This is a genomic window from Streptococcus oralis, from assembly GCF_965111685.1.
GTDB lineage: Bacteria > Bacillota > Bacilli > Lactobacillales > Streptococcaceae > Streptococcus > Streptococcus oralis_B.
This window is the reverse complement of sequence record NZ_OZ217340.1, coordinates 1,139,833-1,159,956: the sequence shown is the minus strand read 5'-3', so window position 1 is coordinate 1,159,956 and position 20,124 is coordinate 1,139,833. Positions and strand designations below refer to the sequence as shown.

The window sequence follows — 20,124 nt, the reverse complement described above, 5'->3', positions numbered from 1 at the left end:
CTTCTGTTTAAGACGGGGGTAGGTATTGTTCGGATATAAGAACGCTGCCCTCTTCTGTGCGAAAAATTCCGTTTTTGAAATCTTGAACCACCATAAAATCAGAAAGGAGGTGGTCGATTTGGGTCGAAAAATGAAGATAGTCGAAGCTACTAAAAGTCATTTGACAAAAGAAGAAAAGATAGCCAAGAAGACTATACAGGACAAGGCTTCTGATGGTTTGGAAGCATTGCAATTAACACCACCAAAACATTTTGATGCAATCGCTAAAGCAGAATATAAACGAGTCATCAACGATCTGCGAAAGCTACCCCTAAGAAATCTAGATCGTGCAGTGCTAGAAACTTATTGCACCTGGTATGCAATCTATAAAGAGATATCTCGTGGATTGCAAAAAGAAGGGTATGTGATTGAAACAGATAATGGTAAGGTGTTACCTAATAAGATGTTGTATAGCTTGGAGCGTGCCACAACTAACTTGATGAAAGCAGCATCTCAGTTAGGATTGACGGTGGACAGTCGCATGAAATTATATGTGCCACAAGTTGAAGAAAAGAAAGAGAGTATTTTTGATAAATTTGGTAGTTAGGAGGTGATTATGTGGAAGATGTAGCTTATCAGTACGCTTCAAGAGTCGTAAGTGGAGAAATCAAAGCTAGTAAGAAAGTTATAAAAGCTTGCAAGCGACATTTAAGAGATTTAAAGCGTATGGATGATGAAGACTTTCCATACATTTACTTACCTGACAAGGCTAAGAATCCAATAGATTTCATTGAAATGCTCCCAGATGTCAAAACTGGAAAACCATATCCGTTGGCCGATTTTCAAAAATTCATTTTATCGAGTTTGTACGGTTGGCGAAAAAAAACCGACACATCAATAAGGCGATTTAAAAAAGCACTAATTAGCTTAGCCAGAAAGAATGGCAAGACCATTCTCGTTGCAGGGATTGCTCTGTACGAGTTTTTATTTGGTCGGAACCCTGCAATGAGTCGTCAGTTATTTTGTACGGCAAATGACCGCTCTCAGGCTCGTATAGCCTATGATATGATCCGTAAGCAGTTGGATGCTTTAAGAAGTCAAAATTCAGATATCAGGAAGGCTACGAAGATAGTACGTGATGAACTCAGAAATTTAAATGACGAAAGCTATGTACGAGCGTTAAGTCGTGAGACTGGAGCAGTCGATGGATTTGAACCGTATGTAGGAATTTTGGATGAGTTTGCAGCATCCAAAACCAATGAGATGATTGAACTTCTCGAATCTGGTCAAGGGCAGTTGGACAATCCATTGATTTTGATTATTTCAACAGCTGGATTGGACTTGAACGTGCCAATGCACACAATCGAGTATGCGTATATTGAAAAACTTCTCGATGAAGAAGTTGAGAATGACGAATACTTTGCATTCATTGCTGAACAAGACAATGAAGAGGAGATTGCAGATGAAGCTAACTGGATAAAATCAAATCCGATTTTGGAAGTAAAAGCACTACGTAAAAAGATGATGGACTATCTACGAAAACGTAGGAAAGTATCACTTGAGACTGGTACAGTCAATGAAGTCCTTGTTAAGAATTTTAATATGTGGAGACAATCCTCTGAAGAATCTTACATGGATAAAGAAAGCTGGGCGAGTGCAAAGATTGATAAACCAAACACCAAAAAACGTAGAGTGTGGTTAGGTGTCGATGTTGGTAGATCTAGCGACTTATTCTCTATTTCTCCAATGGTTATGATGGATGATTATTGGTATGCGGATAGTTTTTCTTTTGTGGCCACTAAATATGGCTTAATCGCAAAAGAAAAAAGAGACGGTGTTTCTTATACAAACCTTGAAAGAATGGGTGAGTGTGAGATCACCATGCTTGAAAGTGGGGTTATCGATGATGAGCGCGTGCTTGAGAAAATCGAGGAAATGGTCTACGAGAATGATTGGGAGTTACAAGGTATTTACTTTGACCCTTATCAATTCGGTTCGCTACTAACTATGATTGAGAAACGACATCCAGAATGGCCACTTGTTCAGATACCACAAACAACCATGGTCTTGAATATGCCGACGAAACAATTCCGCGATGATGTCCGTCAAGGTAAAATCAAACACAGTAGTAATCAGTTGCTGACAATGGCAATTAACAATGCATACACTAGAGTCGATAATAACGGTATGAGGATTGATAAAAATAAAAACAGTAATAAAATCGACCCTCTTGACGCGTTATTAGATGCTTATGCTGCTTGTTACCTAGAACCGTTCGATGGAACGGGTTATTGGACGAATGAGAAAATCTTGGAAGGAGGTTCGCTATTTTGAGATTACTGAAACATATTCACACAGTTTTATTGTTAATCGGTTTAATGTTTTTGATTTACGGTTTGTTCTTAATTGGGGACGTAATAGGATATATAGCCACAGGCTTGATTCTCTGTTTTCTCGGAGCGTACATTGATAAAACAAAACAGCCTTGAAAAGCCTTACAAAATTTGATATAATAAACTGATTTAGGAGGCCTTAGATATGACGAAAAAACCAGTTTATAAACAACCTTTATTTTGGACGACAATCGGATTCGGATTCCTTTCGGTAGTGCTATTCGTTTTGCTTTTTAGAATTACATCGAATTTTATTGAAGTAGAAAATGCACTTGCTAAGCATAATGTATATTACGACTCAAAAGATAAGGATATATATTATAATGTTTCAGGTGACAAAAAGACGGTATCATCTTCAACGGCAGCGTCATCAACATCTTCGAAAAATGAAGAAAAGTTTCAAGCTGATCTTTCGGACGAATATTCTTGGATGAAAGCTTTCGCTGCAATAAAAAAAGGCGAAACAGTATCATGGTCAGATATGATTATTGTTAAAACACAATACACATTTCAACTAGATAAAATGCTCCAATTGACCGAAAAACCAACAGAGGAGCAAAAAAGAGCTGTTGAAAATGGGAAAGACATAATGGATCAGACAGTTAACTTTTATAAGAATGCTGAGCATTATGACAGAGAGTTATCGAAAGAGGAGAAAGATATTATCCTTTCGAATATTTCAGAAATGATGAAAGTAGTTTATTTGTTTACAAAAGAACACTAAACTACTAAAGCACCGTGAGGTGCTTTTTTTATGCTCAAAAATAGAAAGGAGGTGAGAAAATAAATGACTTTTTTTCAATCTTTAGGTTCGTCAAAACTATCTTATGACGACTATGTCTCTTCGGTGCTTTCTGGCAATTCAAGTCCTGAATATACTGGTATATCTGCCTTGAAGAATAGTGATGTCTTGACTGCAGTGTCTATTATAGCTGGTGATGTTGCTCGTTTCCCATTGCTGAAAAAGGATTTAATGGGTAATATCGAACAAGATGAAGATATGAATTATCTACTGAATGTCAAATCCACAAGCAACACATCAGCAAGACAATGGAAGTTTGCAATGACCGTCAATACAATTTTGACTGGTAATTCATTCTCTCGTATTCTACGAGATCCAATCAGTGGTAAGCCTTTAGAATTTCAGTTCTTTAGGCCTTCTGAAACGACTGTTGAGGAAACTGATGACCACGAATTGATTTACACGTTCAGAGACCGATTAAATGGCCGTGAAATTCGTTGTGGAGCAGACGAGGTTATTCACTGGAAGTTCTTTAGTCACGATACTATCTTGGGTAGGTCTCCGCTATTGTCTTTAGGTGATGAAATTAGCTTACAAAACGGTGGCCTGAATACCTTGATTAAATTCTTTAGAGATGGTTTCTCAAGTGGGATTATCAAATTAAAAGGCGCTCAGTTGAATGGTGAAGCAAGGCAAAAGGCCCGTATGGACTTTGAAAAGATGCGTGAAGGCTCGACTGGTGGCAGTCCTTTGGTATTTGACGATACCCAAGAATATACACCGCTCGAAATTGATACGAATGTCTTGCAGTTGATTACATCTAACAACTTCTCGACTGCACAGATTGCTAAAGCTTTACGAGTTCCAAGCTTTAAGTTAGGAGTGAATAGCCCTAACCAATCTGTCGCTCAATTGACTGAAGATTATGTAACGAATGACCTTCCATTCTACTTCGATGCAATCACAAGTGAATTGGCTTTGAAAGTGTTCGATGATGAAGAGCGCAGGAAGTATCGTGTTGACTTCGATACTCGTAGCGTGACTGGTAGAAACGTAGATGAGATTGTGAAACTTGTGAACAATCAAATCTTGACACCTAACCAAGCCTTGATTGAACTTGGTAAAGAACGTTCTACTGATCCAAATATGGACCGTTACCAGTCAAGTTTGAACTATGTCTTCTTGGATAAGAAAGAAGAATATCAATCAATGAAAGGAGGTGAGATAAAGGATGCCAAAGAGAATCAAGATGAAAGGTCCACTGATTCCAAACAATAGCCAAGAAGCTTACGACTACTTCGGTTTGGAAGCAGTCAGCGCTAAATCTATTACCAATTCATTTCCAGAAGACAATAGTGATATCGTTTTGGAAGTTAATTCTAACGGTGGTTTAGTAACTGTTGGAAGTGAAATCTATACAGCCTTAAAAAGCTATCCAGGGAACGTTACTGTTGAAGTAACAGGGATGGCGGCAAGCGCTGCTAGTGTTGCAATCATGGGAGCGGATAAAGTGCTTATCAGTCCAACAGCGCAGATTATGATTCATAAAGCACTGTATGGCTATGTGTCTGGCAACAGTGATGACTTGGACAAAGCTTCTAATGCGCTTAAATCTAGCGACCAAGCTATCGTGAATGCGTATGTAGCTAAGACTGGATTGGAAGAATCAGTGATCATCGATATGATGAAAAATGAAACATTCATGTCAGCTAGTGAAGCAGTTGAAAAAGGCTTTGCGGATGAAGTGATGACCTTTGATGATGTTGGTGCAGTAGCGAGTCTAGAGAACGGACTGTTACCACAAGCAGTTATTGATGACTTTTATGCTAACCGTAGCAAGCGGAAGTCAGAAATCCAAAACATGCTACGAGAAATCGAAAAAGAAGAATTACTCAGAGGGCTATAGGCTCTCTTTTTTATACCCAAAAAGGAGAAAAGAAGGTATGTTTAAAGAAAAAATGAAAGAACTTAAAGCGCAGATTGCTAATATCGGTGCTGAAATTACAGCTAAGACAGATGAATTGAAATCTGTTTTGAACTCTGATGATCTTGAGAAAGCTCGTGAAATTCGTGCTGAAATCGAGGCACTAAAAGCGCAAGAAGTTGAAGCAAAAGCAAACTTGAAAACTTATGAAATCGCAGAAGAAGGCGCAGGAGCGCAAGCAGCTGGCGAAAAACACGAAGTAAAAGCAGAAGGTAAATCTTACCGTGAATCTGTAAATGAATGGGTACGTACTAAAGGTGCGGTTGCGGATGCTAACTTGAAACTTGAAGGGAAAGACCTTCTCATTCCTATGAATGAAGCAGTGAACCCGACACAAGATGGATTGAAAAAAGCAAACACTGAAAAAGTAACCAGTAAGGAAATTGTTACTACACCAATGCGCGAAGTTAAGACGATTCTTGATCTTAAACAATTCGTGACAGTTCACAAAGCATCTAAAGGCGAAGGTTCATACCCTATCTTGAAGCAAGCCACATCTAAGATGGCAAGCGTAGATGAGTTGGAAAAGAACCCAGCGCTTGCTAAACCAGATTTCACAGATGTCACTTGGAAAGTCAAAACTTACCGTGGCGCTATCCCGCTTTCACAAGAAGCGATTGACGATGCAGACGTTGACCTTCTTGCTATTGTTGCTGAAGCAGCTAACCAAATCAAGGTTAACACTACAAATGATGTAATCGGTACTGTTTTGAAAACCTTTGAAGAAAAACAAGCAGCAGACTTAGATGCAATCAAGGCTATTTTGAATGTTGACCTTGACCCAGCTTACAACGTTTCATTTGTAGTCTCTCAAAGTTTCTACCAAAAATTGGACACTTTGAAAGACAAGAACGGTCGCTATTTGCTCCAGGACTCTATTGTTTCTGCATCAGGTAAAGCCTTCCTTGGACATCCAGTATTTGTAGTTGCTGATACAATGCTTGGTGTAGCTGGTGAAGCTAAAGCTTTCATCGGTGATGTACAACGTGCGGTACTCTTTGCTGACCGTCAAGAATTGGGTCTTCGCTGGACTGACAATGAAATTTACGGTCAATACTTGCAAGCAGTTGTGCGCTTTGACGTGAAGAAAGCAGATGCTAAAGCTGGTTACTTTGTAACTATGCCCTAAGGCTCCCCCAATTAGTGGGGGTGTCTCACGGTCAGAAGCAGCATTAGCAGTACCAACCGCAAGTAGCACCAAACAAGAAATCATGGCTTACTTAGATAGCAAAGGAATTTCATACAATTCGTCACAAACTAAAGAGCAACTACTAGCCTTAATTGGAGGTTAGAGCTATGGAAGATAAAAAGAATAGTTTTCTTGAAGAAGTTAAGTTGTATTGTAAAATCGACTATGACTTTGAAGATGAGTTACTACTTGAACTTATTGAGTCAGCCAGGGAGCAAATTTGTTTCGCTATCGATAACAAACTACAACCTGAAGACTTAGAGTCCTATGCGAAATTCCGATTAGCTGTCAAAAAGCAAGTCAAGGAAGAGTACGAACATCGTGGAATGTCAGCGGACACCATGCGTTATCCATTAGCGAACGGTGTTTTGAACATTATTCACCAACTTAGAACACGGAGGGAAAGTTAATGCGGACACGTAACATGAATGTCCGCATTACTTTTTTTAAAAGAATAGGTGGACAAAACGAAGATGGAGAGGTACTAGATTTCGAAAGGAAGGACCTGTATACTTGCTGGGCAGAAGTATCTAAAACCTCTATTAAAGATTTTCGTGAAAATGCAACGGTTACGAAAGCTAGTGGGTTGTCAGAACACAAAGACACCAAAACTTTCTTAATTCGTCATCTACCAAAGTTACCTTTTGACAATTCTTGTTTCGTTGATTTTGATGGCAATGAATATCAAATTATTGCTATTGAACGTGACTACGCAAACAAGGAAATTGACTTGATTAAAGGAGTGATGGTTTCATGACGAAGGGATTGGATTTATGTCTTCAAAACCTTACTAAACTTGAAGCGAAAGCTCCTAAAGTTGCCCGTGAAGCGGTAAATGAGGTAGCTCAAGAGTTCAAGAAAGAGCTTGAGGTGAATACTCCAGTTTCTGACGAGCTAACTCTCACTCGATTGAAAGAAGATATAAGAATCAGTAATTTCAAGGGGGGAGGAGATGCTCCTTCAAAAGATATTGGTTTTGGTCGTGCTACTGGTTGGCGTGCTAAGTTTCCGGATAGCGGAACAATCTATCAGAAAGCACAAGACTTTGAGGAAAAGACTATCAATGCAGTTACTCCTCGTGCTAAAGAAATATACGAACAAAAAATAAGGGAGGTGTTAAAATAAATGATTGCTGAAACTGAAGCATATAAACTTTTGGTAGCAGATGAACGGTTAAATCAACTCTTCAATCAGTTTAGAGGCAAAGAGTTTCCAGGTTATAAACAAGGTATCTTTACTTATGATATTCCTGAAAAGCCTACAAACTTAAAGCAAAAAGAACTTGCTCCATTTGCAAGAATTTATTTAACTTATGAAGCACCTCACAAGTATGCAGATGATAAAATCATCTCAATGGAACAACGCATCACAATCAACTTTTGGTGTAAGAATGCTAAACAAGCTGATCAAATCGCTAAAAGAATGGATGCGGTACTTGAAAGTAGTGGATTTGAACGCTACACAGCAAATGAGAAACCTCGATACATGGATGACGATATTGGATTGTTGATGAACATTCGAAAATATCGTCTTTTTGATTGGAGCAATCTCGAAGAAACGAAAGGAAAATAAATAAATGTCTAAAGTAAAATTTGGTTTACGTGGTTTTGAATATGGGGTTTTGGACAATAAAAACCTTGTGCAAGGAGAAACTAAAAAGATTCCAGGGATTAAAACAGCGAAACTGGATATCACAAATGAATTGAACACTATCACAGCAGATGATGGACCATACGTAGTATTGTCTTCTGGTATCACTGGAACAACTCTTGAAGTATCATGGCTTGATTTGGGAAGTGAAGCTCGTAAAGACTTCTATGGTATCACTGTTGAAAATGGTGTTGAAAAATACAACAAGAAGATGACTCCAAATGACATCGCTTGTTTGTTCCGTACAACTGGTGAAGATGGTAAAGGTATCTGGGTTGGTCTTCTTAAAGGTAAGTTCTCACTTCCAGGGATGGATTTGGAAACTAAAGATGGTTCACCAGATCCTAAGAATGATACTGTATCTGGTAGCTTTGTGGCCCGTGGAGATGATGACGATGCTCTTGTAATCGTAGTTGGTCGTGAAGACAATCCACAATTCCAAGAAACTGAATTCCGTAAGCTCGTCTTCCCAAAGTCGTAAGCGGTGCTAGTTCAGAGCGAACAGTAACCGCTGAATCAGGCGCAGTAAGACAAGATGCATAAGAATAGGCTTGGTTATTCCAAGCCTTTATTTTTAAGGAGTAAATAATGTTTGAAATTAAATTTAAAAAAGCAGGAGTTTTGAAGGAATTCTCAAAAGACTACGTAAACGTAGAAGACAATCTTCTGGCTTTGGAACACCAAGTTAGACAAACTTCATTGTATGAAAACAAGGAAGATTTGTTGAATCCTGCTAAACATCGTGAGTTGAATGAAGCATATCTTGATATGTTTGTGAAAATGTACGGTGAGCAGTTCGATGCGGACGATTTGAAAGGAGCAAGTGTTGAAACACTCGAAATCTTGAATAATCTATACCTTGCAGCCCTCGGTGGAAAACAAGAAGAAAAAGAGACCGCTGAGGGAAAAAAGAAGAAAAAGGGCTAAGCCCTAAAGAAGCCCAAAATAATTTATTAGTTTGGGTTCAATCATTAATGAGTCAAGGATATACAATCCATGATATTAAAAGTATGCGTTTATCAGATTTTGATTTGATGGTGCAGGCTTTAGAAACAAAAGAAAGCCAAGAGGAAGAAGAAACGACCCTTGATAAGGCCTTTCCATTTCTTTTTGGGTAGAAAGGAGAATGAATGGCAAGTAATATTGGTGAATTAGTCGCCACAGCAACCTTAGATGTCGCTCCTTTTCAGTCAAATGTTGGGAGGTTGAAAACCTATCTAAAGGGTGTCGATAATTCCCTAAAAGCCATGGAGAACAACTTTAAGGGATCTGGTAAAAATGTCAGTAACTTAAAAAGTCTTATGGACCAGACTGGTTCGGCTTTGGGTAATTACCAAAAATTATTGAGTTCACAGAGCGAACGATACAATCAATTAAAAGCTAGTATTGGAGATGTGTCTACTGCGACTGCTGAACAAAAGCAAAAGTTAGTTGAGGCAAGCGCCAGTATGACTGCGACTGCTGCTAAAGTTGCAGAATTACAGAATCGTTATGAACAGTTAGCTGGATCTATGAGAAGAGCTTATATCGACGATAGTGCATTCACTAAATTTGGCAATGGCGCACAGGAAGTCGGTGAAAAGTTTAGCAAAGTTGGTAAAGAGATTTCTGGTTTTGGCTCTGCTCTAACGAAAGGTGTGACTGCCCCTATCTTAGCTGGAGCTGGTGTAGCCGTTAAGGCAGCAATAGACTATGAAAGTGCATTCGCTGGGGTTAAGAAAACAGTTGACGGAACGCCTCAACAGTTTGAAAAACTCAGCGCAAGTATTCGTAATATGTCTAAAGAAATGCCAGCTAGTGCAACGGAGATCGCTGCAGTTGCTGAAGCAGCTGGACAATTAGGTGTACCAATTGGTTCAATCGAAGGTTTCACAAAAACCATGATTAACCTTGGGGTATCTACTAACTTGAGTGCGGAAGAAGCTGCCACCTCGATTTCTAAAATCGGGAACATCATGCAAGTTTCAGGGGATGATCTCGACACTTGGTCAGCTAAGTTCGGCGCGGCAGTCGTTGGTTTGGGGAATAACTTTGCCACAACTGAAAGCGATATTGTTCAGATGTCTAACCGTTTGGCAGCTTCTGGTAAATTAGCTGGGTTAACCATGCCTGAAATTTTAGGTTTGGCGACTGCTATGAGTTCGGTGGGGATCGAAGCTGAGGCTGGTGGAACAGCCATGACTCAGACACTCACAGGGATTTCTAACGCGGTATCGGAAGGCGGAGAAAAATTGAAGATCTACGCAGATACAGCAGGAGTGACAGCTGAACAGTTCGCCGAAAAGTGGAAAACTAAACCAGCTGAAGCTTTGCAGGACTTTATAAAAGGTCTTGGGAAAGCCAGTGAAAGCGGGAAAGATGCAAATAAAATCCTTGATAAACTTGGTTTAACAGGAGTTCGACAATCTAATATGCTGAAATCTTTGGGGCTTGCCGCTGAAACCATGGGAAAAGCTATGAACGTAGCAAATTCCGAATGGGAAAAAGGTACAGCTCTAACTGACGAAGCCAGCAAACGTTACGAAACGATGGAATCTAAACTCCAGATGTTGAAGAACGAACTGGTTGACATCGCTATTGAATTTGGTGGACCTTTGCTGGATGCTCTTAGAAATGGCTTAAGTATTGCTAAACCATGGATAGCCACTTTGTCAGATATGGCTAAAAAGTTCAGCTCGTTATCTACGGAGCAACAACAAAATATTATCAAATGGGGATTGATAGTGGCAGCAGCTGGTCCTGCTCTTAAAATCTTAGGAGGTGGCATCTCTACTATCGGTGGTTTTATTAAAGCTATCGGTGGGCTATCAAAAGGTATTGGTTTTTTAAGTGGTTCTTTTAAATACCTTAAAGATTTTGGTAGCGCGGCAAGTAGTCTGAAAGCAGTAGCTGGTTCAGCTGGTGCAGTGGAAACTGCAGTGGCAGGAGCAACTTCTAGCACAGGTACATTTGCTGGTGCGTTAGGAGCGCTTGCAAATCCTATTGGTTTGTTGGTCGGTGGTACTGCTCTTCTTGCTGGAGGGTTGGCTTACTTAGCGAATAAAAAAGATGAAGCTAGAATCAAAACCGAAGAATTCGGGTCTCAGTTGAGTGATACTGCAACCAAAGAATTAAGAGAATTTCAAAGCAAGGTAGATGATACTAGTACAGCAGTAGCCAATTTCGGAACTCATGCTGGAGATGCGGAAAAAGTTTCTGAAGCTTTCAGAAAACTTCATGAAGAGATTGCTGCAGGCGCTGAAAAAGCTAGTCAGAGAATGGAAGAACTGGCTAAAAAGTGGGGGATTAGCGATGAAGAAATAGCTAAAATGAAGTCGCGAAACGAACAAGTAGTGGCAAATACAGATGCTATGGCTAATCAAGTTAGTGAAATCTACAAACGTCATAACGGAGATGCTAGCAAGTTCTCTCAAGAAGAAAAAGATATCGTCTTAAATAACCAAAAAGAGATGGTTAAAGCTAGAATAGAAATGATGGAATTATCTGGCGAACAACAGAAGGCTGCAATTCAAGCATTAAATGGAGAGATTAGCACCCTAAACGAGACCCAACTAAAACACACTAAAGATGTTTTGAAAAAGGCTCTCGATGAAGAAAATCAATTATACAAAACGTCAAAAGATGAGTTAAAACAACTCTTGGATGGTAAGGTTTTTGACCAAGAGACGTACAACAAAAAACTACAAACTCTTGAAACCAATCACCAGCAAACAATGGAAGCTCTTGGAAAAAAGTATTACCAGGTTATGAAAGCTATGGACGAGGAGTGGAAGACTCGAACTCGTTCAAACACTGGAAATAATTACTGGGAAGAAGCCAAGAAAGTTCTAGAAGAATACGGTTTATCCTATGAGGTGATTGGTCAGAAAGCTGCGGAAGCTTCTCAAAAAATGGGTGACTCCCACAGCATTCTTGCTAAATATACTAGTGATATGAGCAAAGAGACAAGGGAAGCCAACGACGCTTGGTCCTTGCTAGTCGGGAATATCAATGAAAATGGTAATTTTGAAGTTAAATCGAATGTTAAGGAAGTTATCGGAGAAGCTGCCAAATCTGCTGAAGGTTGGGAACAATTGCAGTTTATTGCTAAAACTGCAGATATCAATTCAAATGCTCGTGCGACTATCGCTGAGGCTCTTGTCGAATCTGGTAAATGGAAAGACATGACGCTGGAAGAAAAGCAAGTGATTGTTAAGAACCAAGCTGGGTTACAAGCGATCTTTGATAGTGAGTCTCATTTGAAGATTTGGAACAGTATGCCTGCAGAAGTTAAAGAATTGCTCTTGAAAAATGCAGATGTGATGAATAAAGCTGAGGAAGCTTCAAAGGCGCTTTACAATTATGATGCACTCACGCCAAAACGAAAAGAGTTGCTAGCGACAGATGAGAATTTTAGAAATGCTGTTGCTCGCTCGACTGATACGTTAACTACTTGGAATGCCACGACTCCATTTACAAAAGATTTGAAGGCAGATCCTACGAATGTTTTGAATAATGGCCAGTTATCTATTGATAAGATTACAGCTTGGAATTTTGCATCTGCTGAGACGAAATCTTTGGATGCGGTGGATAACACGGGCGTTGCGGTAGGAAGTGCAATCGCAAGTGTTAATTCTCCAAAACAAGAAGCGCCAATAGGTATCAATGCTACAGACTTAACAGGTCCACAATCTGCATCTGCAAGTGCTGGAATCAATGCGATCAGACAAAATAGTCCAATTGGTATTGATGCTGCTAACCGAACTCAAGGAGAGGTTTTTGCAGCTGGAAGTGCTGTTAATACAATCAGACAAAATAGTCCGATCGGCATTAGTGCACAGAACCAAACAAGCGGAGGAATTAATAGCGTTTGGACATCTTTAAGCTATTTGCCATCATTTAAGTTCATTGATATCATCACACGGTACTTTACTGAACACCATGCCAAGGGTACAGACAATCACCCTGGTGGTCTTGCTACAGTCAATGACCAACGTGGTACGCTTTACAAGGAATTGATTACATTACCTGATGGCACATCGTTTATCCCTGAAGGGCGAAACGTGGTCTTACCACTTCCTCCAGGTGCAAAAGTTATGCGAGCTGGTAAAACTCGTAGCTTGATGAACCATTTGGGTGTTCCAAACTATGAAAAAGGTATTGGATTTGAAGATACGAAGATTTCACATCTAAGCAAACGAATCCAGAGTGTTAATATTCGAAATAGTAACCGTGGATATCAAACCGCAGCTTATGCTATGGATGGTTATGGCAATGCTGGAAGTGGCCAAGCTGTTGTAGCCGAATTGATCAACTTGAAAGAAAGTGTAGAAAATCTACTTGGTAAATTATTGGACAAGGATTTCAATACTTACCTAGACGGTCAAGTTATGGCTGAAAGTTCTTATAGATACCACGGCGATATCATGAGAAGGGAGGGAATGTAATGGCAAACTACTTAAAAGTAAATGATTTTTCAACATCCAGTTTCAAAAACTGCGTAGTAACTGATTTTGGTACAATTCATTCTGCCAGTCCTCGTTTCTCAGAGCAATTGAAGCTGTATGGGATGAATGGAAGCTACAATCAGGAAGAAGGAACTTTTGATAATTACGAGAGAACTATTCGAGTATTTTTTGAACGATTTTCAAATTTGGCAACCTTGGTCGAAAAATTTAGAGCGGTTGGAAATCAGTTAGAGTTCAGTTATCAACCTGGTTCGGTGTTCTATGCCGATTTACTTGATACAGAGATAAAGCCAAAAGGCATGTATGGTTGGGAGTTAGAGATTAAGCTAGATATGCAACCGTTCAGATATCACAAAGATAGTGAGCCTATTGTATTAACAACATCTGGAACTATCGATAACCTTGGAACAATTTATTCAGAGCCTATCATCGAAATCGAGGGGGATGGTGATATCTCCCTTACTATTGGTCGTAAGACCATGTATCTAGCAATTAAGACCAAAGCTACAATCGATTGTAGGCAAGGCAAACAGAATATCTATAACGCGACTGGGGCGGTTCAAAATACGCTCAGAAAGCGTGGAGGGTTCTTGGAAATTCCGACAGGCAAAGTTGGTGTTTCGTTTACTGGAACCGTCCGTAAGATTACTGTTCGACCGAATTGGAGGTATAAGATTTGATTTATTTAACAAATGGAAATATGCCTCTTAGCGCTGCCTATGCTGATGAAATTGTTCAAGAAGATAATAGCACCTATCAATTATCCTTCCGATTTCCGACTTCGGATTCATTGTGGGAGAAGTTGAAGGAAGAGACATTCCTAATGGCTGATGACCTACACGGTGAGCAGGATTTTGTGATTTTTGAGGTTGAGAAGAAGCACGGCTATATTCAAGTCTATGCTAACCAAGTCTTTACGCTCTTAAATAACTATGTAGTCAATCCGATTTCTTTAGATAGAGCGACTGGTGCGACTGCATTGAGCCGCTTTGCTACAAGCATCACTCGTGATAATCCATTCTCATTCTTTTCAGATATCGACGATAGACACACTTTTAACATCGATAGCAAGAATGCTATGGATGCGTTCGCGAAAGATAAGCACTCTATTCTTGGTCAGTGGGGTGGTGATCTTGTGCGACATAGCTATCAGGTTCGACTTTTAAAAAATGGCGGTTCAGAAAATGAATCGCTTTTTATGTATAAGAAAAACCTGTCTAGCTACCAGCACAAAACTTCTACCAAGGCTTTAAAGACTCGAATCACCTTTAAAACAACTGTTCAAGGTGAGGGAGAAGAGGCACCTGATCGCACGTTCACGGTTACCATTGATAGTCCACTTATTAACAAATACAGTCAAATCTACGAAGATGTGATTGAGGTTAATGACCAGGATGTGAAGGATGAAGCAAGTCTTCGCAAGTATGGTGAGCAGTATTATAGGACCTCACTTTGTGACATGATGGAAGATAACCTTGAGATTGAGGTTGTCGGCCAAAGTGACATGCTTGTTCAGATGTTCGATATTGTTAGTCTCTTTCATGAGGTCTACAATCTGGATGTGCGCAAGAAGATTACTAAATACACTTACTCTCCGATGGCCGAAAAACTGAAATCTATCGGTTTCGGTCAGTTCCAGTCCGGACTTGCGAATGCAATTGGTAACGTAGTGAGTGATGCTGTCAAGGGTGAAGCACAACAACTTCAAAGTGATTTTGAAAGGCAGCTAGCCAGAGAACTAAAGAATGCTGACCTTGTTTTTGATAGGCGAAAAGAAGAGTTGGTCAATCAAATCACAGACGGTCTCAACGCTACCAAAGCAAAAGCCGAGGAAGTCAAGCAAAGTCTGACAGAGACAATCGACCAACGTTTTCGTGACTTTGATAGCACAGGTCTTCGTGAAGCTAAGCAAAAAGCAGACGAAGCCTTAACGAAAGCGGGTGCTAGTGCCTCACTTGCCGAAGAAGCCAAGCGTATCAGCGAGCAAGCGAAGGACGGGATTGTGAAAGCAAAAGAGTCGTTTCTGGATGGTTTTAAAGCAAACCTTAGCGAAATAGACGGTTTGAGTGACCGTCTCAAGAAGTTCAATCTTGACCATGCTGAGTTTCGCAAGTCTACGAAAGAGGACATCAAAGGTCTGACTGAGTCGTTCACAAAATTAGGCTCTGATACGAAGAGCGATATCTTAGCGACTAGAACGGAATTCCAAAAGACCGCAGAGGGCTTTATACAGCGATTTGATAGCATTACATCTCAACTTGATAATAAGGCTAACTTGCTCGACTTTCAACGAGTGCAAGAGACTAGTAAGCTCTATGAGCGCATTATTGGTAGTAGTGAATCTGACATTGCTGAGAAGGTCGCTCGCATGACTTTGACGAATCAGTTGTTTCAGGTTGAAGTCGGCAAGTATGCCAATGTTGGCGGTCCGAATATGCTCCGAAATTCGAGAGCGGACTACGGTCTGAAATATTGGACAGAAGGGAATGGTCGTTTGAGTTTTACAGCTCATACTTACTACTTCAATGGTCAAAAACGCATGTTTGAATTGCGACCAGGGGCAGTCGTTAAAAGTCCACGTTTCATTGTCAAGCGAAATACTGATTATACGTTGAACATTTTAGGTTTCGACAATAACTCAAAATATTTCAAGGTCTATATTAGTAAACGTGTGAAAGATTCAAATCTTGATTATCAACAGAGATTGCTGATATTTAACGGTCAGCCTAAATGGGTTAATGGACCCGTTTTTGATAATATGAAAGCGGTCAAAAAATCCATTACTTTTAACGTCGGTGAATTTGATGAATGTTATCTGCAATTCGAGTACGACCGTAACAATCCTAACAAATGGGGCGGATTGTTCATGACAGAACTTGATTTCTACGAAGGCACGACTGACCGCAAATGGCAACCAGCTCCTGAAGACGCGACTATGGAAACGGATGAAGCTGTTCGTACTATTCAAAATCAACTTGATGGTTCGTGGTCTGTCAAGAACTTGACTAGCGCAGGTTCAATCATTTCACAAATCAATGCAACGAACAATCAAATTCTGATTGAAGCCGAGAAAATTAGGCTCAAGGGCAAGACCTTACTTGATGAACTCACTGCAATTGATGGATATTTCAAACGATTATTTGTCGGTGAGGGTAATTTTGCGAAACTGAACGCTGAGGTTATTGGTTCAAAGACTATCACAGCTGATATGCTGATTATGGACAAAGCAATGGCTCGGTTGTTCGTTTCAAGTGACATCTTCACGGATACGCTTGCTGCTAAAGAAGCTTTCATCAACAAGCTTCGGTCTGTCGTAGTATCTGCAACTTTGCTTGAAGGGTACAAAGGGATGATCGGCGGATTCCAGCTTGGTACACATGAAAAAGATTCATCTGTATACTGGTTAACGGGTAGAGATCAATTCTCTGTTGGTATGAGTAATGGCTATGGCAAATGGTCACAAACGGCATTATGGGTCAATTGGGGAGAAGATTGGAATGCTCCTGGATCTCTTGCCTGGTTCGTTAAGCGGTCTGGTGAAATGTACTGTTACAATCGAGCGTATTTTTGGAATACCCCCATTATTTATGGAAATTTAAAAGTAACCGGTAATATTTTCTATAAAAATGAGAATTCTGGAAAATCTGGTTACTGGATTTCATCACCAAAATACTCAAGCATTGACCCAAATGGCGGTCACTTGTATCTTTATTATTCCGGCGGAGGTTACGACTGGATACCGATGAATAAAGACGTATCTGACCGTCGATATAAACACAATATCGAAGCTAGTACAGTTTCAGGTCTCGATGTTATCGAGAAGCTTAAAACGTATAGCTACCGCAAAGAATACGATGGCAAAATCGAGGATATCGCTTGCGGTATCATGGCTCAAGATGTCCAGAAATATGCTCCTGAAGCATTCTTTGAAAACCCAGACGGTGCATACTCATATCGCACATTTGAACTTGTGCCTTATCTTATCAAGGCCATTCAAGAACTCAATCAAAAAATAGAAAAATTGGAGAGAACAGCATGAACGAAAAAGATCAACAAATCAGCAGTCTAGCGATTAAGTCGCTTAGTGAGAAAATCAGCAAAGAAGCTACTCAATCAGCAACGCTCGATGCCCTCTATACAGTTACCGCTATGGAACTTGAGCAGATGAAGCAAATCATCGACTCTGACGAAGAGTTGAAAGCAAAATTTGAAGAAGTGAAAGGAAAAATGACAAATGGCAATCAATAACTATGAACTCGCTAGCAAGCCTTATACTCGTGGCTTTGGCGATAATATCAAGACCGTGGTTGAAATCCGTCTCTCAGAAGGCAATCGTTATAGCACGAACATGCGTGAGCTTGCAGGAGATCGCACTACTGAGCAAGAGGACGTCTTGATTCAAGCAGTGCTGGATATTATCAAGGCCGAATTGGATCCAGGCTCAGCGATCGTGAAGGCTCAAACTAAAATTGAAGAGGCGGAGCATAAAATCACTGTGAACGAAACCAAGCAAAACGAACTCTCTGAACTTGTTAAGCAGACTCAAGAGAACGCTCGTTTGAGTGATAAAATGCTTCGTATCATGGTCTTGAATTCGGTCATGAGCAAAAACATCGCTTATGGCACGACTTACAAAGAGTTAGTTGAACTAATCCCACTTGCTGAGGTTGGCAAAACTTACATGGTAAACGACCTCATCACGATTGAGGATTCTAGCCATGTTGAAGTTAATGGCGAAGGAAAACGCATCTTGGTCCAACTCAACAAGGAATTTACTTACAACGGCGAGCCAGTCAGCGCATTTGTGACGAATGGTACCTTGGAACAAAACGGAACTGGTGTTGCTTGGAAATTCGAAGGGAAGGAATAAAAGAGTGTATGCCAGGGTATGAACGATTTCTCGTACAGATCTTTATCACCCTCATTCCTGTGATTGGTCTTTATTTTTCGATGAAAGATAAAGCAACCAAGCAAGAGAATCGCCTTACGATTTTAGAGAAAGATATCGAAAATCTGAACGAATTCAAAACATCAGCCAATAAAAGGCTCGATAATCACGATGAGCAGAACAAAGCTATCTTGGTCCTAGCTGAGCAAGTAAAATCTCTTGGTGAGGATGTAAGAGAGCTTAAAAGCTTGATTCAAAATAAACAACAGTAAAAGGAGAAATAAAATGATTAACTGGAAATTGCGCTTGCAAAATAAAACAACACTCATTGCTCTATTGGGAGCAATCTTTCTCATGGCTCAGCAGTTTGGTCTTGAAATCCCCAAAAACTTTCAGGACGGTGTGAACACATTCGTTTACATCCTTGTCTTGATTGGCGTTGTCAACGACCCAACAACTGCAGGAATTTCTGACAGCAAACGCGCCCTTGACTATCAAGAACCGAGTGAGGACTAGACCATGGAAATTGACACAAGCAGACTACGAACTGATTTACCGCAAGTTGGAGAACAACCATACAGACAAATTCACGCTCACTCAACGGGCAACCCAAACTCAACCGCACAAAATGAAGCAGACTACCACATGCGTCGTCCTGTTGATTCAGGATTTTTCTCGCATGTTGTCGGCAACGGACGTGTGATGCAGACCTGGTATACAGACATGGGGGCCTACGATGTAGGTGGTGGCTGGAACGTAGAAGGATACGGTCAAGTTGAGCTGATTGAAAGTCATGAAACAAAAGAAGAGTTCATACGTGATTACAAGCTCTACGTTGAGCTTTTGCGGAACCTTGCTGATGAAGCAGGGATTCCTAAAACGCTGGACTCTGATAGCCTTGCAGGCATCAAGACTCATCAATATTGCACATACAACCAACCTCGCAATTACTCAGACCATGTGGATCCATATCCTTATTTAGCCAAATGGGGCATTAGTCGTGAACAATTTAAAAATGATATTGAAGGTGGTATCTCTACTGAAGCTGGATGGCGCCAGAATGCCACTGGTTGGTGGTGGGAGGAGTCAGATGGCTCTTATCCTACAAACCGCTGGAAACAAATCAACAACGAATGGTTCTACTTTGATGAACATGGCTATTGCTTAATTAACCGTTGGTTTAATGATGGTAAAGACTGGTTCTATCTTGACAAGCGTGGCGCAATGGTCACAGGCTGGATGTTCCTCAACCATCGCTGGTATTTCTTCAAATCAGATGGCCGCATGGCTACTGGCTGGGTTAAATATCGTGAAATCTGGTATTTCATGGAAGAAAAAGACGGATATATGTTATCTAAACAATTCGTCAAATCAGGTGACGGATGGTATTACTTGAAGGCGAACGGTGAACTTCACACAGATCCAGCTTTCAAAACTGAACCAAATGGTCTTGTGACCGTAGTTGACAAACCAAAAGAAGAAAAATAAAACAGAAAGGCTTTCAAATAGATTACACTAACCGCAGGCTCAGGCTTGCGGTTTTTTTGTTTGCTCTGAAAGTAGTTTAAAAATAAAAATGCCCCACAAATTGAGAAATGAAATTTGGGGCATTTTTAGGGCATAAGTTTAAAACTTATATATTTCTTCCTATAAAACTAAACTAGTTTTTAAACGTACTTATTCTTATTTTTTATAACTTTCTTCTATTATATAGCTACGATATATGTTTATGTCTTAAAGACGCTGTTAAATAATGACACTTTAAAAAGCATATTGTATCAAGCTTCATTGCTTGGTCGATAGGCTTTTTTTGTTGCTTTGGGGTATTTTGGGGGCAAAAGAAAAAGGCTCC

The 20,124-nt window shown here is 40.1% G+C and carries 21 protein-coding genes; all 21 read left to right on the top strand.

Going from position 1 to position 20,124, the window contains the following annotated elements:
- Positions 1-118 precede the first annotated feature (118 nt).
- The 21 genes from ACLV7H_RS06020 (at position 119) to ACLV7H_RS05920 (ending at position 19,760) form a co-directional block, all read left to right on the top strand.
- Positions 119-586, top strand: a complete 468-nt coding sequence (locus ACLV7H_RS06020; RefSeq protein WP_411866654.1) for a phage terminase small subunit P27 family — start codon at positions 119-121, stop codon at positions 584-586.
- A gap of 11 nt (positions 587-597) precedes the next feature.
- On the top strand, positions 598-2,313 hold the full coding sequence (locus tag ACLV7H_RS06015; protein ID WP_411866653.1) for a terminase large subunit: 1,716 nt from the start codon (positions 598-600) through the stop codon (positions 2,311-2,313).
- Positions 2,314-2,517: 204 nt separating this feature from the next.
- Positions 2,518-3,096: a hypothetical protein gene (locus tag ACLV7H_RS06010; protein WP_411866652.1), complete on the top strand. Its 579-nt coding sequence runs from the start codon at positions 2,518-2,520 to the stop codon at positions 3,094-3,096.
- 63 nt (positions 3,097-3,159) lie between these two features.
- Entirely contained in the window at positions 3,160-4,392 is a 1,233-nt protein-coding gene (locus ACLV7H_RS06005; protein ID WP_411866651.1) for a phage portal protein, read from the top strand.
- Positions 4,346-5,020, top strand: coding sequence for a head maturation protease, ClpP-related (locus tag ACLV7H_RS06000; RefSeq protein WP_411866650.1), 675 nt, complete (start codon positions 4,346-4,348; stop codon positions 5,018-5,020). The genes ACLV7H_RS06005 and ACLV7H_RS06000 overlap by 47 nt, the downstream gene beginning before the upstream one ends.
- A gap of 37 nt (positions 5,021-5,057) precedes the next feature.
- On the top strand, positions 5,058-6,227 hold the full coding sequence (locus ACLV7H_RS05995) for a phage major capsid protein (protein ID WP_411866649.1): 1,170 nt from the start codon (positions 5,058-5,060) through the stop codon (positions 6,225-6,227).
- Between the two features lie 82 nt (positions 6,228-6,309).
- Positions 6,310-6,390: a hypothetical protein gene (locus ACLV7H_RS05990; RefSeq protein WP_411867073.1), complete on the top strand. Its 81-nt coding sequence runs from the start codon at positions 6,310-6,312 to the stop codon at positions 6,388-6,390.
- Positions 6,391-6,394: 4 nt separating this feature from the next.
- Positions 6,395-6,697, top strand: coding sequence for a head-tail connector protein (locus ACLV7H_RS05985; protein WP_042902456.1), 303 nt, complete (start codon positions 6,395-6,397; stop codon positions 6,695-6,697).
- Positions 6,697-7,044 (top strand): head-tail adaptor protein, encoded by a 348-nt coding sequence (locus ACLV7H_RS05980; protein ID WP_411866648.1) that lies wholly within the window; start codon positions 6,697-6,699, stop codon positions 7,042-7,044. The genes ACLV7H_RS05985 and ACLV7H_RS05980 overlap by 1 nt, the downstream gene beginning before the upstream one ends.
- The gene (locus ACLV7H_RS05975) at positions 7,041-7,412 is read left to right on the top strand and encodes an HK97-gp10 family putative phage morphogenesis protein (protein WP_411866647.1); all 372 of its coding nucleotides are present in this window, start codon (positions 7,041-7,043) and stop codon (positions 7,410-7,412) included. Before ACLV7H_RS05980 ends, ACLV7H_RS05975 begins: the two co-directional genes overlap by 4 nt.
- The gene (locus tag ACLV7H_RS05970) at positions 7,413-7,859 is read left to right on the top strand and encodes a hypothetical protein (protein WP_411866646.1); all 447 of its coding nucleotides are present in this window, start codon (positions 7,413-7,415) and stop codon (positions 7,857-7,859) included.
- Positions 7,860-7,863: 4 nt separating this feature from the next.
- Entirely contained in the window at positions 7,864-8,418 is a 555-nt protein-coding gene (locus tag ACLV7H_RS05965; RefSeq protein WP_411866645.1) for a major tail protein, read from the top strand.
- Positions 8,419-8,525: 107 nt separating this feature from the next.
- Entirely contained in the window at positions 8,526-8,864 is a 339-nt protein-coding gene (locus tag ACLV7H_RS05960) for a hypothetical protein (RefSeq protein ID WP_411866644.1), read from the top strand.
- 203 nt (positions 8,865-9,067) lie between these two features.
- Positions 9,068-13,363, top strand: a complete 4,296-nt coding sequence (locus ACLV7H_RS05955) for a phage tail tape measure protein (protein ID WP_411866643.1) — start codon at positions 9,068-9,070, stop codon at positions 13,361-13,363.
- Positions 13,363-14,064 carry a phage tail protein gene (locus tag ACLV7H_RS05950; protein WP_411866642.1) on the top strand — a complete coding sequence of 234 codons (702 nt, stop codon included), beginning with the start codon at positions 13,363-13,365 and terminating at the stop codon, positions 14,062-14,064. The genes ACLV7H_RS05955 and ACLV7H_RS05950 overlap by 1 nt, the downstream gene beginning before the upstream one ends.
- Positions 14,061-17,423: a phage tail spike protein gene (locus ACLV7H_RS05945; RefSeq protein ID WP_411866641.1), complete on the top strand. Its 3,363-nt coding sequence runs from the start codon at positions 14,061-14,063 to the stop codon at positions 17,421-17,423. Before ACLV7H_RS05950 ends, ACLV7H_RS05945 begins: the two co-directional genes overlap by 4 nt.
- A complete protein-coding gene (locus ACLV7H_RS05940; protein WP_411866640.1) occupies positions 17,420-17,632 on the top strand; it encodes a hypothetical protein in 213 nt (70 codons plus the stop codon). Before ACLV7H_RS05945 ends, ACLV7H_RS05940 begins: the two co-directional genes overlap by 4 nt.
- Positions 17,619-18,254, top strand: a complete 636-nt coding sequence (locus ACLV7H_RS05935; protein ID WP_411866639.1) for a hypothetical protein — start codon at positions 17,619-17,621, stop codon at positions 18,252-18,254. Before ACLV7H_RS05940 ends, ACLV7H_RS05935 begins: the two co-directional genes overlap by 14 nt.
- 8 nt (positions 18,255-18,262) lie before the next feature.
- Positions 18,263-18,544, top strand: coding sequence for a hypothetical protein (locus ACLV7H_RS05930; protein ID WP_036756718.1), 282 nt, complete (start codon positions 18,263-18,265; stop codon positions 18,542-18,544).
- A gap of 13 nt (positions 18,545-18,557) precedes the next feature.
- Positions 18,558-18,788, top strand: coding sequence for a phage holin (locus ACLV7H_RS05925; protein WP_411866638.1), 231 nt, complete (start codon positions 18,558-18,560; stop codon positions 18,786-18,788).
- A 3-nt stretch (positions 18,789-18,791) separates the two neighbouring features.
- The gene (locus tag ACLV7H_RS05920) at positions 18,792-19,760 is read left to right on the top strand and encodes an autolysin (protein ID WP_411866637.1); all 969 of its coding nucleotides are present in this window, start codon (positions 18,792-18,794) and stop codon (positions 19,758-19,760) included.
- Positions 19,761-20,124: the final 364 nt, after the last annotated feature.